Source organism: Enterobacter vonholyi (assembly GCF_008364555.1).
GTDB lineage: Bacteria > Pseudomonadota > Gammaproteobacteria > Enterobacterales > Enterobacteriaceae > Enterobacter > Enterobacter vonholyi.
The window spans coordinates 105,632-124,087 of the sequence record NZ_VTUC01000037.1 but is presented as its reverse complement, the minus strand read 5'-3'; the positions used below and the strand labels follow the sequence as shown (position 1 = coordinate 124,087).

General features: G+C 55.0%; 17 protein-coding genes and 1 tRNA gene. 4 read left to right on the top strand and 14 right to left on the bottom strand.

Annotated elements, in window-relative coordinates:
- Nucleotides 1-10: 10 nt before the first annotated feature.
- Nucleotides 11-340 (top strand): GIY-YIG nuclease family protein, encoded by a 330-nt coding sequence (locus tag F0319_RS19455; protein ID WP_111964954.1) that lies wholly within the window; start codon nt 11-13, stop codon nt 338-340.
- On the opposite strand, the gene F0319_RS19450 is transcribed toward F0319_RS19455, so the two are convergent.
- On the bottom strand, nt 327-830 hold the full coding sequence (locus tag F0319_RS19450; RefSeq protein WP_111964955.1) for a GNAT family N-acetyltransferase: 504 nt from the start codon (nt 828-830) through the stop codon (nt 327-329). The genes F0319_RS19455 and F0319_RS19450 overlap by 14 nt on opposite strands.
- Nucleotides 824-1,348 (bottom strand): ubiquinone anaerobic biosynthesis accessory factor UbiT, encoded by a 525-nt coding sequence (gene ubiT / locus F0319_RS19445; RefSeq protein WP_149367578.1) that lies wholly within the window; start codon nt 1,346-1,348, stop codon nt 824-826. Before ubiT ends, F0319_RS19450 begins: the two co-directional genes overlap by 7 nt.
- Nucleotides 1,349-1,559: 211 nt before the next feature.
- Between ubiT and ubiU the strand changes: the two genes are divergently transcribed.
- The 3 genes from ubiU (at nt 1,560) to F0319_RS19430 (ending at nt 4,527) form a co-directional block, all read left to right on the top strand.
- Nucleotides 1,560-2,555 (top strand): ubiquinone anaerobic biosynthesis protein UbiU, encoded by a 996-nt coding sequence (ubiU, locus tag F0319_RS19440; protein WP_149367577.1) that lies wholly within the window; start codon nt 1,560-1,562, stop codon nt 2,553-2,555.
- 7 nt (nt 2,556-2,562) lie between these two features.
- Nucleotides 2,563-3,441, top strand: coding sequence for a U32 family peptidase (locus tag F0319_RS19435; RefSeq protein WP_149367576.1), 879 nt, complete (start codon nt 2,563-2,565; stop codon nt 3,439-3,441).
- Between the two features lie 78 nt (nt 3,442-3,519).
- Complete coding sequence (locus F0319_RS19430; protein ID WP_149367575.1) at nt 3,520-4,527, top strand: luciferase-like monooxygenase; 1,008 nt, start codon at nt 3,520-3,522, stop codon at nt 4,525-4,527.
- Between the two features lie 62 nt (nt 4,528-4,589).
- Here the strand turns inward: F0319_RS19430 and mtr are convergent, their stop codons facing one another.
- The 12 genes from mtr to F0319_RS19370 all read right to left on the bottom strand — a co-directional run bounded on the left by mtr (nt 4,590) and on the right by F0319_RS19370 (nt 18,274).
- Nucleotides 4,590-5,834: a tryptophan permease gene (mtr, locus tag F0319_RS19425; RefSeq protein WP_047646463.1), complete on the bottom strand. Its 1,245-nt coding sequence runs from the start codon at nt 5,832-5,834 to the stop codon at nt 4,590-4,592.
- 142 nt (nt 5,835-5,976) lie between these two features.
- The gene (locus tag F0319_RS19420; RefSeq protein ID WP_111964959.1) at nt 5,977-7,872 is read right to left on the bottom strand and encodes a DEAD/DEAH family ATP-dependent RNA helicase; all 1,896 of its coding nucleotides are present in this window, start codon (nt 7,870-7,872) and stop codon (nt 5,977-5,979) included.
- Entirely contained in the window at nt 7,865-7,945 is an 81-nt protein-coding gene (gene yrbN / locus F0319_RS22580; protein WP_100122156.1) for a protein YrbN, read from the bottom strand. Before yrbN ends, F0319_RS19420 begins: the two co-directional genes overlap by 8 nt.
- Before the next feature lie 107 nt (nt 7,946-8,052).
- Nucleotides 8,053-8,937 (bottom strand): lipoprotein NlpI, encoded by an 885-nt coding sequence (gene nlpI, locus F0319_RS19410; RefSeq protein ID WP_149367574.1) that lies wholly within the window; start codon nt 8,935-8,937, stop codon nt 8,053-8,055.
- Between the two features lie 108 nt (nt 8,938-9,045).
- Complete coding sequence (gene pnp, locus F0319_RS19405; RefSeq protein ID WP_111964960.1) at nt 9,046-11,184, bottom strand: polyribonucleotide nucleotidyltransferase; 2,139 nt, start codon at nt 11,182-11,184, stop codon at nt 9,046-9,048.
- Between the two features lie 242 nt (nt 11,185-11,426).
- A complete protein-coding gene (gene rpsO / locus F0319_RS19400) occupies nt 11,427-11,696 on the bottom strand; it encodes a 30S ribosomal protein S15 (protein WP_003861789.1) in 270 nt (89 codons plus the stop codon).
- A gap of 154 nt (nt 11,697-11,850) precedes the next feature.
- A complete protein-coding gene (gene truB, locus F0319_RS19395; protein ID WP_115876345.1) occupies nt 11,851-12,801 on the bottom strand; it encodes a tRNA pseudouridine(55) synthase TruB in 951 nt (316 codons plus the stop codon).
- The gene (rbfA, locus tag F0319_RS19390; RefSeq protein WP_003024988.1) at nt 12,801-13,205 is read right to left on the bottom strand and encodes a 30S ribosome-binding factor RbfA; all 405 of its coding nucleotides are present in this window, start codon (nt 13,203-13,205) and stop codon (nt 12,801-12,803) included. Before rbfA ends, truB begins: the two co-directional genes overlap by 1 nt.
- 89 nt (nt 13,206-13,294) lie before the next feature.
- Entirely contained in the window at nt 13,295-15,982 is a 2,688-nt protein-coding gene (infB, locus tag F0319_RS19385; RefSeq protein WP_115876346.1) for a translation initiation factor IF-2, read from the bottom strand.
- Between the two features lie 24 nt (nt 15,983-16,006).
- Complete coding sequence (gene nusA / locus F0319_RS19380) at nt 16,007-17,509, bottom strand: transcription termination factor NusA (RefSeq protein ID WP_003861798.1); 1,503 nt, start codon at nt 17,507-17,509, stop codon at nt 16,007-16,009.
- A gap of 28 nt (nt 17,510-17,537) precedes the next feature.
- A complete protein-coding gene (gene rimP, locus F0319_RS19375) occupies nt 17,538-17,990 on the bottom strand; it encodes a ribosome maturation factor RimP (protein WP_014833432.1) in 453 nt (150 codons plus the stop codon).
- Nucleotides 17,991-18,197: 207 nt separating this feature from the next.
- Nucleotides 18,198-18,274, bottom strand: a tRNA-Met gene (locus tag F0319_RS19370).
- Between the last annotated feature and the right edge of the window lie 182 nt (nt 18,275-18,456).

The window sequence follows — 18,456 nt, the reverse complement described above, 5'->3', positions numbered from 1 at the left end:
GTTCTCTCTCATGCTATGGTGCGTTCACCTTAACATACTGAATCTGTTTACCGTGTGCTGGTTTCTCTATCTTGTCCGAACCGCTGATAACGCACTCTACACCGGGATCACCACCGATGTGGGGCGGCGTTTTTTACAACATCAAACGGGGAAAGGGGCAAAAGCGCTGCGGGGGAAAGGAGAATTACAGCTCGCCTTCTCAGCAGCGGTCGGCGACCGATCGCTGGCACTCAGGCTGGAATACCGCATCAAGCAGCTGACGAAGCGCCAGAAAGAGCGCCTCGTGACCGGAGACGGCTCCTTTGAGGCGCTACGCGAGAGCCTGATTAAAAGCGGTTGAAATGGTCGTGGTACTCGACAAGCCCATTGACGCCGTTAAGCGCGTCGTCCGCCAGACGGTGTACCTGGAAAGCGGATTCCGTACCCGGCCAGCGGCAGCGCAGATCGTAACGCGCGGCCTGCTCGAAGCCTAAACGGCCATAGAACGCCGGATCGCCCAGCGTTACAACGGCCGCATAGCCGAACTCATTGAGCGAATCCAGCCCTTCATAGACCAGCTGACGCGCCAGCCCTTGCCCGCGATAGTTTTCATCCACCGCCAGCGGCGCCATACCGACCCACTGCAGCTCTTCGCCCTGAACGGTTACCGGACTGAAGGCTACATAGCCCACCACCTGACCTTCATCATCGGTGGCAACCAGCCCCAGCGTAATCAGGCCGTCTTCGCGAAGATCGTGGACCAGTTGGGCTTCGGCATCGCTCGTAAAGGCTCGGCGCAACAACGCATCGATCCCCGGCGCATCAATCCCAATTTCGACTCGAATCAGCATGGCTCACCTACTGAAGTGTGTTTACCGTCCGGCGGGGTTTTCAGCCCGGCCTCAACGAAATCTGCCATTTGCATTAGCATCACGCGCAGCGCTTTCGGCATCTGCTCCAGCTCAATGGCATCCATTAAATTCTTCACGTACAGGCCCAGCTCCGTGTCGCCTTCAATCACCAGACGGCGCTGGAAGAAGAGCGTGTCCGGATCCTGCTTGCGCGCGGCGATCATCAGCAGATCGCTGGCGTTGGCGCTAAAGCTCACGTCTGCCTCGGCGGTTTCGCGGACGATGAGCTGGTCATTCTCAACGGAGGTAAACCAGCGCAGCCCGATGTCACGCACCTCAATGCTTAACCAGCGTCCTTCCAGGAACTCCAGCTCACCATCCTGCAGCGCCTGGCGGAACTGCCAGCTCAGGACCTGCTCCAGCACCTGGCGTTTAAGCGCGAACGGCGCCAGCCTGACCGGCACGCTCAGCATTGATGGACCAAATTGTACGAGACGTGAACGCAGTTTATCCAGCACGAGCTTTACTCCCTGATATCTATAGTCCTGCTATTTTGCCATATCCGAAGCGCAACATAGCGGCGTAAATCAACAAACCATCGTCCGTCGTACCTCATTATTGGTGCCATCAATACGCCATTAGCTGCCTTAAATCAAAAATTGTCGCGTATGGGTTAATTAAAATCCCAGCTCGTTAACATTTTTGCGATCGACAACATCAGGATAAATTATGGAGCTGCTCTGCCCAGCCGGAAATCTTCCGGCGCTTAAGGCGGCCATCGAAAATGGGGCCGATGCGGTCTATATCGGGCTGAAAGATGACACCAACGCCCGCCATTTTGCCGGCCTCAACTTTACGGAGAAAAAGCTTCAGGAAGCCGTTAACTTCGTTCACCAGCACCGCCGCAAGTTGCATATCGCCATCAATACCTTTGCTCATCCTGACGGCTACGCCCGCTGGCAGCGCGCGGTGGATATGGCGGCACAGCTGGGTGCCGATGCGCTGATTCTGGCCGACCTCGCTATGCTTGAGTATGCGGCAGAACGCTATCCCCATATTGAGCGCCACGTCTCTGTTCAGGCATCTGCCACCAACGAGGAGGCCGTACGATTTTATCACCGAAACTTTGACGTAGCCCGCGTGGTGCTGCCGCGCGTACTCTCTATTCATCAGGTTAAGCAACTCGCGCGCGTCACGCCAGTGCCGCTGGAAGTTTTTGCCTTTGGCAGCCTGTGCATTATGGCCGAAGGCCGTTGCTATCTTTCCTCGTATTTGACCGGCGAGTCGCCGAATACCGTCGGGGCCTGCTCCCCTGCCCGCTTCGTTCGCTGGCAGCAAACGCCGCAGGGGCTGGAATCTCGTCTGAATGAGGTGCTGATTGACCGCTATCAGGATGGTGAAAACGCCGGTTATCCGACGCTGTGTAAAGGCCGCTATCTGGTCGACGGCGAGCGCTACCACGCGCTCGAAGAGCCTACCAGCCTTAATACGCTCGAGCTGCTGCCTGAACTGCTGGCGGCCAATATTGCCTCGGTGAAAATCGAAGGTCGCCAGCGCAGCCCGGCCTATGTGAGCCAGGTGGCGAAAGTGTGGCGTCAGGCCATCGACCGCTGCATGGCGGCCCCGCAGAACTACGCCCCGCAGCAGGCCTGGATGGAAACGCTCGGATCGATGTCCGAAGGCACGCAAACCACGCTGGGCGCGTATCACCGTAAATGGCAGTGAGAAAATCATGAAATATTCATTAGGGCCGGTGCTTTACTACTGGCCAAAAGAGACGCTGGAAGATTTTTACCAACAGGCTGCCTCCAGCAGCGCCGATGTGATTTACCTCGGCGAAGCGGTGTGTAGCAAACGCCGCGCCACCAAAGTGGGCGACTGGCTTGATATGGCGAAAAACCTGGCCGTCAGCGGCAAACAGGTCGTGCTCTCCACGCTCGCGCTGGTGCAGGCATCTTCTGAACTGGGCGAGCTGAAACGCTACGTAGAGAACGGCGAGTTCCTGCTGGAGGCGAGCGATCTCGGCGTGGTGAACATGTGCGCCGAACGCAGGCTGCCGTTTGTCGCGGGCCATGCCCTGAACTGCTACAACGCCGTGACCCTGCGCCTGCTGCTCAAACATGGGATGACGCGCTGGTGTATGCCTGTTGAGCTCTCCCGCGACTGGCTGGCAAACCTGCTGACCCAGTGCGAAGAGTTGGGCATTCGTAACAAGTTTGAAGTGGAAGTGCTGAGCTACGGGCATCTGCCGCTGGCCTATTCCGCCCGCTGCTTTACCGCACGCTCGGAAGACCGTCCAAAAGACGAGTGCGAAACCTGCTGTATTAAGTACCCGAACGGACGCAGCATGCTGTCCCAGGAGAACCAGCAGGTGTTTGTTCTCAACGGCATTCAGACCATGAGCGGCTATGTCTATAACCTTGGCAACGAGCTGGCGTCGATGGACGGGCTGGTGGATATGGTGCGCCTGTCACCGCTCGATAACGGCGTGTTTGCGATGCTGGATGCCTTCCGCGCCAACGAAAACGGTGCTGCTCCGCTGCCGCTTACGGCAAACAGCGACTGTAACGGCTACTGGCGACGGCTCGCAGGACTGGAACTTCAGGCCTAAAAAAGGCTCACTTTGTTAACAACGGTTATCATTTTTTAATGCAGTATTAAAGATTCACCGTCGACAAAGTGAGCTGTTATGACTGACAAAACCATTCCGTTTTCGGTGCTGGATCTGGCGCCGATCCCACAAGGCTCCTCGGCAAGAGAAGCCTTTTCGCACTCTCTGGATCTGGCTCAGCTGGCCGAAAAGCGTGGCTATCACCGCTACTGGCTGGCCGAACACCACAACATGGTGGGCATCGCCAGCGCCGCCACCTCGGTACTGATTGGTTATCTGGCGGCAAACACCACCACACTGCACCTGGGATCCGGCGGCGTGATGCTGCCGAACCACTCTCCGTTGGTGATCGCCGAGCAGTTTGGCACCCTGAATACCCTTTATCCGGGCCGTATCGATTTAGGGCTTGGCCGTGCACCGGGCAGCGACCAGCCTACCATGCGTGCCCTGCGTCGCCATATGAGCGGCGATATCGACAACTTCCCGCGCGACGTGGCCGAACTGGTGGACTGGTTCGACGCACGCGATCCGAACCCGCACGTGCGTCCGGTACCGGGCTACGGCGAGAAGATCCCGGTGTGGCTGCTGGGCTCGAGCCTCTACAGCGCGCAGCTTGCCGCCCAACTGGGGCTACCGTTTGCATTTGCCTCGCACTTCGCGCCGGATATGCTGCATCAGGCGCTGCATCTCTACCGCACGAACTTCAAACCGTCCGAGCGTCTGGAGAAGCCGTACGCGATGGTGTGTATCAACATCGTTGCCGCCGACAGCAATCGCGACGCGGAATTCCTGTTTACCTCCATGCAGCAGGCGTTTGTGAAGCTGCGTCGCGGTGAAACGGGCCAGCTTCCGCCACCGGTGGAGAATATGCATCAGCTGTGGTCAGCCTCCGAACAGTATGGCGTGCAGCAGGCGCTGAGCATGTCGCTGGTAGGCGATAAAGCGAAAGTGCGTCACGGGCTGGAGGCGGTGCTGCGCGAAACGCAGGCGGATGAAATTATGGTTAACGGCCAGATTTTCGATCACCAGGCGCGTTTGCACTCGTTTGAGCTGGCGATGCAGGTGAAAGAGGAGTTGGTGGGGTAGTTTTTGCTTTTCACCCTCTCCCTATGGGAGAGGGCCGGGGTGAGGGGTTCAAACAGCACGTTTTACTGGTAAACGGGCAACAGATTAAAACTCGACAGCACGTGTACCAGAGCGTTACCAACGCCGAATACCAGAATCAGCGCAATCATCGGCTTGCCGCCCCAGACGCGGAATTTCGGGCTGCCGAAGCGTTTACGTGATTTACGTGCCAGCAGCGCGGGCACAATTGCCGCCCAGATGGTTGCCGCCAGCCCTGCATAGCCGATGGCGTACAGGAAACCGTTCGGCCACAGCAGGCCACCCACAATCGGCGGCAGGAAGGTCAGCAGCGCGGTTTTAAAGCGCCCCATCGCAGAATCATCAAAGCCGAACAGATCCGCCAGGTAGTCAAACAGGCCCAGGGTTACGCCGAGGAAAGAGCTCGCCACCGCAAAGTTAGAGAAGATAACCAACAGCAGATCCAGGCTGCGGCTGTTCAGCACGCCGCTCAGCGCCTGCACCAGCACGTCAATGTTACCGCCCTTCTGGGCGATGCCGATAAATTCCGGACGCGGGATGTTGCCCATCGTCCCCAGCAGCCAAATCACATACAGCCCCAGCGCCAGCAGCGTGCCGTAGACCAGACACTTCACAATGGTGCGCGGATCTTTGCCGTAGTACTTCATCAGGCTCGGCACGTTACCGTGGTAGCCGAACGACGCCAGACAGAACGGCAGGGTCATCAGCAGGTAAGGCGTGTAGGAGGTGTTCACTTCGGCGACGTTAAACAGCGTGGCGGGCGTCACGTGCCCCAACAGACTGCCGAAGGTCAGGAAGAAGGTGATGACCTTCGCGCCCAGTACGATTGCCGTCATGCGGCTCACCGCTTTGGTACTCATCCATACGATAAACGCCACAGCCAGCGCGAAACATAGCCCCGCCAGACGCGCCGGAACGTTCAGCGACATCTCCGAGAAGGTGTGATGCAGAATCGAGCCGCTCGCTGAAATATACGCGTAGGTGAGGATATACAGCACAAACGCGATGGACAGCCCGTTCACCAGATTCCAGCCTTTGCCCAGCAGATCTTTGGTGATGGTGTCGAAACTGGAGCCAATCCTGTAGTTCAGGTTCGCCTCGAGGATCATCAGCCCGGAATGGAGCATACAGAACCAGGTAAAGACCAGCGCGGCCAGCGACCAGAAGAACCACGCACCGGACATGACCACGGGCAGGGAGAACATCCCGGCACCTATAATGGTTCCGCCGATGATCACCACGCCGCCAAGCAGCGAAGGTGACGTTTGGGTGGTGGTTAGTGTCGCCATACAGCCTTTTCTCCAGTCAATCATACGGTTCTGCATTTTAATGTGACGCACTGTACCAGTACAAGAGTACAAAAGGAATAAAAAAAGCCCCGATCGCATGAATCGGGGCTGTATATTTTACTTTACGTCAGAAGCGTAAGGCTTACGCGTCACCGAAACGACGACGGCTGGTGCCTTCTTCACGACGCGGGCCACGGCTTTCGCGGCGCTCGCCGGAGAAACGACGACCTTCACCACCGCGACCTTCGCTGCGACCGCCTTCACGACGCTCACCGCCGAAACCGCGACCACCGCCACGACGTTCGCCGCCACGGTCAGGACGTGGCTGCGCATCACCCAGCAGCTGCATGTTCATCGGCTTGTTCAGGATGCGGGTACGCGTAAAGTGCTGCAGCACTTCGCCCGGCATGCCTTTTGGCAGCTCGATAGTAGAGTGGGATGCGAACAGCTTAATGTTACCAATGTAACGGCTGCTGATGTCGCCTTCGTTAGCGATCGCGCCAACGATGTGACGAACTTCAACGCCATCATCACGGCCCACTTCAATGCGGTACAGTTCCATGTCACCTGCGTCGCGACGTTCACGACGTGGACGGTCTTCACCACCGCGCTCTGGACGGTCACCACGTGGGCCACGATCGTTACGGTCGCCACGACGTTCGAAGCGATCGTCACGGTCACGGAATTCACGCTTAGGACGCATCGGTGCATCTGGTGGCACGATGAGGCTACGTTCGCCCTGAGCCATTTTCAGCAGTGCTGCAGCCAGGGTTTCCATGTCCAGCTCTTCGCCTTCAGCAACAGGCTGAATCTGCGACAGCAGCGCACGGTACTGATCCAGATCGCTGCTTTCCAGCTGCTGCTGTACTTTAGCGGCGAATTTTTCCAGACGGCGTTTGCCCAGTAGCTCTGCGTTTGGCAGGTCCGCTTCTGGAATGGTCAGCTTCATGGTGCGTTCGATGTTACGCAGCAGACGACGCTCGCGGTTCTCAACGAACAGCAGCGCACGGCCAGCACGACCCGCACGACCGGTACGGCCGATACGGTGAACGTAAGACTCGGAATCCATCGGGATGTCATAGTTAACAACCAGGCTGATACGCTCAACGTCCAGACCACGTGCTGCCACGTCGGTTGCAATCAGGATATCCAGACGACCGTCTTTCAGACGCTCCAGAGTCTGCTCACGCAGAGCCTGGTTCATGTCGCCGTTCAGCGCTGCGCTGTTGTAGCCGCTACGCTCCAGGGCTTCAGCCACTTCCAGGGTCGCGTTTTTGGTGCGAACGAAAATAATCGCCGCATCAAAATCTTCCGCTTCCAGGAAACGTACCAGCGCTTCGTTTTTGCGCATGCCGTACACAGACCAGTAGCTCTGGCTGATGTCCGGGCGAGTGGTTACGCTGGACTGAATACGCACTTCCTGCGGATCTTTCATGAAGCGTTTGGTGATACGACGAATCGCTTCTGGCATGGTGGCAGAGAACAGCGCGGTCTGATGACCGTCCGGGATCTGCGCCATGATGGTTTCGACGTCTTCGATGAAGCCCATACGCAGCATTTCATCTGCTTCATCCAGCACCAGACCGCTCAGTTTAGAGAGGTCCAGAGTACCGCGCTTCAGGTGATCCAGCAGACGGCCCGGCGTACCGACAACAATCTGTGGACCCTGGCGCAGGGCGCGTAACTGCACGTCATAACGCTGGCCGCCGTACAGGGCTACCACGTTTACGCCGCGCATATGTTTAGAGAATTCCGTCATTGCTTCTGCAACCTGAACAGCCAGTTCACGGGTTGGAGCCAGGACGAGGATCTGCGGTGCACGCAGGTCCGGATCAATGTTGTTCAGCAGCGGCAGCGAGAATGCTGCAGTTTTACCGCTACCAGTCTGGGCCATGCCCAGCACGTCACGACCAGAAAGCAGGTGTGGGATACACTCAGCCTGGATCGGAGATGGTTTTTCGTAACCCAGATCGTTAAGGGCTTCAAGGATAGGAGCCTTCAGGCCCAGATCTGCAAAAGTGGTTTCGAATTCAGCCATGTAGTACGAGTGCCTCAATGTCAATGGCGGCCAGTCTACTTAGCTCATCGTGAAAATGATTAGCAATTTTCATTGAAAAGTGTGAACCGGCTCAAAGTAGGTGTATTGACGAACAACAACGCCCTCACCAGTTAAGGTGATGGCAATCAAAAGATTACGGGCTGATGTTTATGTCGTCAGCTATTGCTGGTCCGATTCTGCCAGGTCGTCATGCTCCTGGCCCAAGAGCGATAATTCCAACAATGCATAACGGTGCTCAACGAAGTTGTGTACGTTGTTAGCAACCGCTAATTTGAACAGTGCCGTAGCGCTGTCCATATCCCCCAGACTTAGGTAGTACTTACCTAAATAGAAGTTGGTTTCACTGAGATGCTCAGCGAGCGAGGTGTTATCCGTTGCGTCCGCCTTGAGGCGTTCCATCAGCGTTGCTTCGCTAATGTTGCCCAGGTAGAACTCGACAATGTTCCATCCCCACTGTTCCTTGTCCGATTTATCGAAGCGCTGTTTCAGTGCCTCTTTTGCCTGCTTCTCATTGAGCTTCCGCTCAACGATGTAAAGCCACAGGCTACGGAAAGGATCATTAGGATCGTCTTGATAAAACGCCAGCAGATCATCTTGCGCTAACTTATCACGACCGCCGTAATACAATGCGATACCGCGATTCAAGTGCGCGTAGTTGTAAGTTGGATCAAGCTCAAGTACAGAATCAAACGCTTCATAGGCAGCATCAAAATTGCCTGCCTGCGTTAAATAAATGCCTAAGTAATTGAATACTTCAGGCATATCAGGTCGGATAGCCAGCGCTTGTGAAAAATCATTTCGCGCCAGTGCCCTCAGACCGAGACTATCATACAACACTCCGCGCTCATATAAAAGCTGTGCGCGTTCTTCATCGGTTAAAGCCCGACTGGCAAGTATTTGTTCCATGCGTGCCAGAATCACTTCTTGCTGCAAAGTCGGTTGCAATGGCACTGCGAGGACTTCGCTCTTACGCCAGGCAGAGTTGCTGCATCCTGCCAGCGTTAAAGCTGTCGCAACGAAACACCAGCGCAAAAAAGGCTTCATTTCCCACTCCCGAAGACAACTATTGGATGAACGTCCTGTCCCCCGGCGGCTTAACAAGGCGTCCTGCCTGATAATAGGCCCTCCGCAAAGCGGAGGGCAAATGGCAACTTACTCGCCTTGCTGTTCTGCCGCCTGTGCTTCTGGCGCAGCAGCTGGCTGAGACTGCTCGGTTGCTTCTTTAATGCTCAGACGGATACGGCCCTGGCGATCAACTTCCAGAACTTTCACCGGTACTTCCTGACCCATCTGCAGGTAATCGGTCACTTTCTCAACGCGCTTGTCAGCGATCTGAGAAATGTGAACCAGACCTTCTTTACCGCCACCGATGGCAACGAACGCGCCAAAGTCAACGATACGGGTCACTTTACCTGCGTAGACGCGGCCCACTTCGATCTCTGCAGTGATTTCTTCGATGCGACGGATCGCGAATTTCGCTTTCTCGCCGTCGGTTGCTGCGATCTTCACAGTACCGTCATCTTCGATTTCGATGGTGGTGCCAGTCTCTTCGGTCAGCGCACGGATTACGGAACCGCCCTTACCGATAACATCTTTGATCTTGTCTGGATTGATCTTGATGGTGTGGATACGTGGAGCGAACTGAGAAATGTCGCCACGCGGCGCGTTAATCGCCTGTTCCATCACGCCCAGGATGTGCAGACGCGCACCTTTAGCCTGGTTCAGAGCAACCTGCATGATCTCTTTGGTGATACCTTCAATTTTGATATCCATCTGCAGCGCAGAGATACCGTCGCGGGAACCCGCCACTTTGAAGTCCATGTCGCCCAGGTGGTCTTCGTCACCCAGAATGTCAGACAGAACAACGAAGTTGTCGCCTTCTTTCACCAGGCCCATTGCGATACCCGCAACGGCGGCTTTGATTGGCACGCCTGCATCCATCAGCGCCAGAGAAGCACCACATACGGAAGCCATGGAAGAGGAACCGTTGGATTCGGTGATTTCAGACACCACACGTACGGTGTACGGGAATTTGTCAGCTTCTGGCATTACTGCCAGCACGCCGCGCTTCGCCAGACGACCGTGACCAATTTCACGACGCTTCGGCGAGCCAACCATACCGGTTTCGCCTACGGAGTACGGAGGGAAGTTGTAGTGGAACAGGAAGCTGTCAGTGCGCTCGCCCATCAGTTCGTCGATGATCTGTGCGTCACGTGCAGTACCCAGGGTCGCAGTAACCAGTGCCTGCGTTTCGCCACGGGTAAACAGCGCGGAACCGTGAGTACGAGGCAGAACGCCAGTACGCACGTCCAGGCCGCGGATCATGTCTTTTTCACGGCCATCGATACGCGGCTCGCCTGCCAGAACGCGGCTACGAACAACGTTTTTCTCGATTGCGTGCAGGATTTCGCCAATTTCGTTAGCGTCCAGCGTTTCGTCTTCGGCAACCAGGGTCGCGGTTACTTCAGATTTGATCACGTCAACCTGAGCGTAACGCTCCTGCTTGTCAGTGATGCGGTACGCATCGCTCAGACGAGATTCTGCCAGAGCTGCAACGCGTGCGTTCAGCGCGTCGTTTGCCGCTTCTGGCTGCCAGTCCCAACGTGGTTTACCGGCTTCTTTCACCAGATCGTTGATGTTCTGGATAACGATCTGCTGCTGGTCATGGCCGAAGACCACAGCACCGAGCATCTGGTCTTCGCTCAGCAGTTCAGCTTCGGATTCAACCATCAGCACAGCTGCTTCAGTACCCGCAACAACCAGGTCCAGCTTACTTTCTTTCAGCTCTTCCTGAGTTGGGTTCAACACGTACTGGTCGTTGATGTAGCCAACGCGCGCGGCACCGATTGGGCCATTGAACGGAATACCAGACAGTGACAGGGCAGCGGATGCGCCAATCATGGCAACGATGTCTGGGTTAACCTGTGGGTTAACGGAAACAACGGTCGCGATAACCTGTACTTCGTTAACGAAGCCTTCCGGGAACAGCGGACGAACCGGGCGGTCAATCAGACGCGCGATCAGGGTTTCGCCTTCGCTTGGACGGCCTTCACGACGGAAGAAGCCACCCGGGATTTTACCGGCAGCGTAGGTACGCTCCTGGTAGTTAACGGTCAGGGGGAAGAAGTCCTGACCTGGTTTAGCTTTTTTCTGGCCAACCACGGTAACGAATACCGCAGTGTCATCCATGCTTACCATAACGGCAGCAGTAGCCTGACGAGCCATCATGCCGGTTTCCAGCGTGACGGTATGTTGACCATACTGGAATTTACGAACGATCGGATTCAGCAAAGTTCTGTCCTTTCTTAAATGTTTGAAAGCACACCACCGGTGTGCTGTCGATTTAACCCGACCTTCTTCGCATCCTCGCGACTAATGACAACCAACACCCCCATGGGTGAAGCCTCTCATTAGCCGCGCGAACCTCTGCAATGAAGATCATTTATAGCAACAATACAATAGTTTCCAGTGAATTGCTGCCGTCTGGTTGAAAAAAGGGGCCATCAGGCCCCCTTTTCTGAAACTCGCAAGAATTAGCGACGCAGACCCAGACGCTCGATCAGCGCGGTGTAGCGTGCAACATCTTTACGTTTCAGGTAGTCGAGCAGTTTACGACGCTGAGAAACCATACGCAGCAGACCACGACGGCTGTGGTGATCTTTTTTGTGCTCTGCAAAGTGACCCTGCAGGTGGTTAATCTGTGCAGTCAGCAGTGCAACCTGAACTTCGGTAGAACCGCTGTCGTTAGTACCACGACCAAACTCAGAAACGATTTTAGCTTTAGCTTCAACGCTTAGAGACATTTTCAAACTCCAAAGTATAAAGAATGTAAGGATGCCGATCTCTAATTCAGCGATCCCATGTACGCCCCGCAGATTGTTAAACAATTTACCAGGCGTTAAGCGGCGATATTCTACTCGTCTCCCCTGCTTATCGCAAGGTGAGCCGTTATCACCGTCACGCGTCGACCGGATATTCGACGACCAGACGACGCGGCGCAACGCGCCCTTCGCCATCCATTTCGCCCATACCGATGAATTTCCCTTCGTCACCTTCGGTCACACGTACCAGGCCTTCCAGCGGCGCTTCCGCCGTACGAACCGGGTTGCCGTTCTTAAAGTAAACGGACGATGTTAAAGGAAGATTAACGACCGGGAAGTCCGCTGCCGGACTGTCCATCGGCATTAGCAGTGGATCCAGCAAATCTGCCGGCGCGATCCCCTGCGCTTCCGCCTGTTCTAACAGCTCGCGCAGATGTTCCAGGGTCACCATCCGCTCCACCGGATACTTGCTCACCGCCAGACGGCGCAGGTAAATCACATGCGCGCCGCAGCCCAGCTTTTCACCGAGGTCGTCAATGATGGTGCGAATATAGGTCCCTTTCGAACAGTGTACTTCAAGCTCCAGCTCATCACCTTCGTGGCGAATAAACAGCAGCTCATACACGGTAATCGGACGGGCTTCACGCGGGACTTCAATGCCCTGGCGCGCATATTCGTAGAGTTTTTTTCCCTGATACTTCAGCGCCGAATACATCGACGGCACCTGCATCGTGTCACCACGGAAACTCTCCAGCGCAGCATCAAGCTGTTCCGCGCTGAACGTCACCGGGCGCTCTTCAACTACCTGACCATCCGCGTCGGAGGTATCCGTGCGCTGGCCCAGCTTAGCGATAACGCGGTAACGCTTATCGGAGTCGAGCAGGTATTGGGAAAACTTTGTCGCCTCTCCCAGGCAGACCGGCAGCATGCCGGTTGCCAGCGGATCGAGCGCGCCGGTGTGGCCCGCACGGTTGGCGTTATAAATACGCTTAACTTTTTGCAGCACGTCGTTGCTGGAAGCGCCCTGGGGTTTATCCAGCAGCAGCACACCATGCACGTCGCGACCACGACGACGAGGACGACTCATCAGTCCTCCTTGCTGTCGTCCGCCGGGTTAACACGACGCTCATCGTCATGTTTAACCACGCTGGTCACCAGGTTGGACATACGCATACCTTCAACCAGCGAGTTGTCGTAGAAGAACGTCAGTTCAGGCACGATACGCAGGCGCATCGCCTTGCCGAGCAGAGAGCGGATGAAACCAGACGCTTCCTGCAGCGCTTTAATGCCGTTTTTCACTGCCGCTTCGTCCTGATCGTTCAGGAAAGTAACGAACACTTTTGCATAGGCCAAATCGCGGGACATTTCGACACCGGAAACGGTGGTCATCATGCCGACGCGCGGGTCTTTGATTTCACGTTGCAGAATGAGCGCGATCTCTTTCTGCATTTCCTGCGCTACGCGCTGAGGGCGACCAAATTCTTTCGCCATAATAAATTCTCCAGACAAAAAAGGGGCTAAAGCCCCTTTTTGAAATTATTGCCGGGTGGCGCGAGGCGATCCCGGCTTACAATCGGTAATTAAGCGATGGTACGCTGAATTTCGATGATCTCGAAAACTTCGATCATATCGCCAACGCGAACGTCGTTGTAGTTCTTCACGCCGATACCACATTCCATGCCGTTACGGACTTCGTTAACGTCATCTTTGAAGCGGCGCAGAGATTCCAACTCGCCTTCGTAGATAACCACGTTGTCACGCAGGACGCGGATTGGGTTGTGACGCTTGATGTTACCTTCGGTAACCATACAGCCCGCGATCGCACCGAATTTCGGTGATTTGAACACGTCACGTACTTCAGCCAGACCGATGATCTGCTGTTTCAGCTCAGGAGACAGCATGCCGCTCATCGCTGCTTTCACTTCGTCGATCAGGTTATAGATGACGGAGTAGTAACGCAGATCCAGGCTTTCGGCTTCAATCACTTTACGCGCAGACGCATCCGCACGAACGTTGAAGCCAACCAGGATAGCGTTGGACGCAGCAGCCAGGGTCGCGTCGGTTTCGGTGATACCACCTACGCCAGAACCGATGATCTTCACTTTAACTTCGTCGGTAGACAGTTTCAGCAAGGAGTCGGAGATCGCTTCCACAGAACCCTGAACGTCGGCTTTCAGAACGATGTTCACTTCGTGAACTTCGCCATCGGTCATGTTGGCAAACATGTTCTCGAGTTTAGATTTCTGCTGACGAGCCAGTTTAACTTCACGGAATTTGCCCTGACGATACAGTGCCACTTCACGCGCTTTCTTCTCGTCACGCACCACGGTCACTTCGTCACCAGCAGCCGGAACACCGGACAGACCCAGGATTTCAACTGGAATGGACGGACCTGCTTCCAGCACTTCCTGACCCAGTTCGTTACGCATCGCACGAACGCGACCGTATTCGAAACCGCACAGAACGATATCGCCTTTATGCAGCGTACCTTCGCGAACCAGAACGGTAGCAACCGGGCCACGTCCTTTATCCAGGAAGGATTCGATAACCGCACCGCTCGCCATACCGTTACGGATGGCTTTCAGCTCCAGAACTTCGGCCTGCAGCAGGATCGCGTCCAGCAGTTCGTCGATACCGGTACCCGCTTTCGCAGACACGTGTACGAACTGGCTTTCGCCGCCCCACTCTTCCGGCAGAATACCGTACTGGGAAAGTTCGTTTTTAACACGATCGGGATCCGCTTCTGGCTTATCGATCTTGTTCACTGCAACCACAACCGGCACACCCGCTGCTTTCGCGTGCTGGATAGCTTCGATGGTCTGCGGCATGACGCCGTCGTCTGCAGCAACAACCAGAACAACGATATCCGTCGCCTGAGCACCACGAGCACGCATTGAGGTAAACGCGGCGTGACCCGGGGTATCCAGGAAGGTGATCATACCGTTGTCAGTTTCTACGTGGTATGCACCGATGTGCTGGGTAATACCACCCGCTTCGCCAGAGGCAACCTTGGTAGAGCGAATGTAGTCAAGCAGAGAAGTTTTACCGTGGTCAACGTGACCCATGATGGTCACTACCGGTGCGCGCGGTTCTGCCGCAGCACCTGTGTCACGGTCGCTCATTACCGCTTCTTCCAGCTCGTTTTCACGACGCAGGATAACTTTGTGACCCATTTCTTCCGCAACCAGCTGTGCAGTTTCCTGATCGATCACCTGGTTGATGGTTGCCATAGCGCCCAGCTTCATCATCGCTTTGATGACCTGAGAGCCTTTAACCGCCATCTTGTTCGCCAGTTCGCCAACGGTAATGGTTTCGCCGATCACAACGTCACGGTTAACGGCCTGAGCTGGCTTCTGGAAGCCCTGCTGCAGAGCGGAACCTTTACGCTTGCCGCCTTTACCGCCGCGAACAGCCGCGCGTGCTTCTTCACGGTCAGCTTTAGATTCAGCGTGCTTGTTGCCTTTTTTCGCCGGACGCGCTGCTTTTGCATTACGACCACGGCCACGACCGCCTTCAACTTCACGGTCGTTATCATCTTCAGCCTGACGCGCGTGCTGAGAAGTGGTCACGTGATAGTCGCTGGTGTCTTCAGACTGCTCAACGGTATCAACACCGTTCTTCTCATTTTCTTCAGCCATACGACGCGCTTCTTCGGCGACGCGGCGAGCTTCTTCTTCCAGCTTACGGCGGGCTTCTTCTTCCGCTTTACGCTTCAGCTCGGCAGCTTCATTTTCACGGCGGGCTTTTTCAGCCTGGGCGGTTTTGGTCATTTCGTCTGTCTGTTGATTGCTCACTTTGTCTTTTTCCGCAGCGTCACGCTTCACTTTATCACTTGCGTCGCGTTTCGCTTTTTCTGCGGCCTCACGTTCAGCTTTTAATTCTGCTTCACGTTTGGCGGCTGCTTCCGCCTCACGCTGAGCTTGTTCTTCCGCTTCACGCTGTGCCTGCTCTTCCGCGGCAAGGCGTTCTGCCTCTTGCGGATCACGTTTTACAAAGGTGCGCGTCTTGCGGACTTCAATTTGTACCGATTTGCTTTTACCACCGGTACCAGGGATGTTTAACGTGCTACGCGTTTTGCGCTGCAGCGTTAACTTGTCAGGCGTAGAGCCGTGTTCACGGTTCAGGTGCGTTAACAAGGTTTGTTTTTCTTGCGCGGTCACCGAGTCATCAGCGGACTTCGGGATCCCTGCATCAGCAAATTGCTGTACCAGGCGGTCCACGGAGGTCTGAATCTCAGCAGCCAGCGATTTTACAGTTACATCAGTCATGCTGTTCCTTCCTGCTACAGTTTATTACGCTTCGTCGCCGAACCAGCAAATATTACGTGCGGCCATGATGAGCTCGCCGGCTTTCTCGTCGGTTAAACCTTCGATATCAGCCAGGTCATCAACGCCTTGCTCAGCGAGATCTTCCAGCGTACAAACACCACGGGCAGCCAGCTTGAACGCAATCGCACGATCAAGACCTTCCAGATTCAGCAGGTCATCAGCCGGCTTCTTATCGCCAAGGCTTTCTTCCTGAGCCAGTGCCAGGGTGGTCAGTGCGTTTTTAGCGCGTTCACGCAGGGCTTCAACGGTTGGTTCATCCAGACCGTCAATTTCCAGCAGCTCTTTCATTGGCACATAGGCCAGTTCTTCCAGCGTAGAGAAACCTTCTTCTACCAGAACAGTGGCGAAATCTTCGTCAATATCCAGGTATTTGGTGAAGGTATCGATCGCCGCATGGGCTTCAGCCTGATGCTTAGCCTGCAGGTCATCAACGGTCATGACGTTGAGTTCCCAGCCGCTCAGCTGTGACGCCAGGCGTACGTTCTGACCGTTACGGCCGATTGCCTGCGCCAGGTTGCCCGCTTCAACAGCGATATCCATGGTGTGTTTGTCTTCGTCAACAACGATAGACGCCACATCAGCTGGAGCCATTGCGTTGATCACGAACTGCGCCGGGTTGTCATCCCACAGAACGATATCAATTCGTTCACCGCCCAGCTCAGTAGAAACTGCCTGGACACGCGCACCGCGCATACCGACGCAAGCACCGACCGGGTCGATACGCTTGTCGTTGGTTTTCACCGCAATTTTCGCACGGGAGCCCGGATCGCGAGCCGCCGCTTTAATCTCAATAACTTCTTCACCGATTTCCGGTACTTCAATCCGGAACAGTTCTACCAGCATTTCTGGTTTAGAACGGGTCACGAAGAGCTGTGCACCACGCGCTTCAGGGCGAACGGCGTACAGAACACCGCGAATACGGTCGCCTGGACGGAAGTTTTCACGTGGCAGCATATCTTCACGCAGGATCACGGCTTCAGCGTTACCCGGCAACCCTTCGGATTTGATCTCCAGAGAGATGTTGTCGCGGTTCACTTTCTTCACCACACCGGTGATGATCTCGCCTTCCTGATCGCGGAACTGATCGACAACCAGCGCGCGCTCGGCTTCGCGCACTTTCTGCACGATAACCTGTTTAGCGGTCTGGGTGGTGATACGGTCGAAGGTCACAGATTCAATCTGATCTTCAACGTAGTCACCCACGTTCAGACTTTCGTCTTCAAAACGGGCGGCTTCCAGCGTGATCTCTTTGGTCGGCTGGGTCACTTCTTCAACGATTACCCAACGACGGAATGTATCGAAGTCACCGCTTTTACGATCGATTTCTACGCGAACATCGATCTCTTGTTCGTATTTTTTCTTGGTTGCTGTAGCCAGTGCACTTTCCAGCGCTTCGAAAATCTTCTCACGCGGCAGTGATTTCTCATTGGAGACGGCTTCAACAACAGCCAAAATTTCTTTGTTCATCGCGGGCTTTTCACCTCAATCCAGACTGTTAAAAGTGGGGAACCAGGTTCGCCTTCTGGATATTACTCAGCGCGAACACTTCATCTTTGCCTTCGACTGTCACCGTGATCATTTCACCATCAACGGCTTTGATAATTCCCTGCCATTTGCGGCGGTTCTGTACGGCCATACGCAGAACGAGAGCCACTTCTTCACCGGTAAAGCGCACATAGTGCTCGGCCGTGAACATCGGGCGATCGAGGCCAGGTGAGGAAACTTCCAGGTTGTACGCAACGGTAATTGGGTCTTCAACATCAAGAACCGCACTCACCTGGTGGCTGACATCAGCACAATCATCAACATTGATGCCATCTTCACTATCAATATAGATGCGCAGCGTCGATGTACGGCCGCGAACGAATTCGATGCCGACCAGTTCGTAGCCCAGTGCTTCGACCGGTGCAGTAATCATCTCTGTTAATTTTTGCTCTAATGTGGACAAGCCCACCCCCAAGACATAAAAAAAGGGCGTAAAGCCCAGTTATTCTGTAGTCAGATAACAAAAAACCCCGATAAATCGGGGCTTTAGATAACTGAACCCTATAGCCACAACTGTGGCCTGGAGCACTTTCCTAAAGAATTTTTTCAAATCCAGCTACGAAGGCTCTAAGTCTTCACAGTATATTTGAAAAAGAACTTTATGGGAAAGTGGTTGCGGGGGCCGGATTTGAACCGACGACCTTCGGGTTATGAGCCCGACGAGCTACCAGGCTGCTCCACCCCGCGCCTGAAACGTGGCAAATTCTACGCGTTTTGGACAGAATTTGCAAATAATGCTGGGATTTGGTACCGAAGACGGGACGTAAAATCGGCGTTTAGTATATTGATAGTTGACCCCACCTGTCAAGGCGACTTCCGCCAGATCGATCGGACCAAAATTTTTACAAAAAACGCACGAGTCTCTTCCG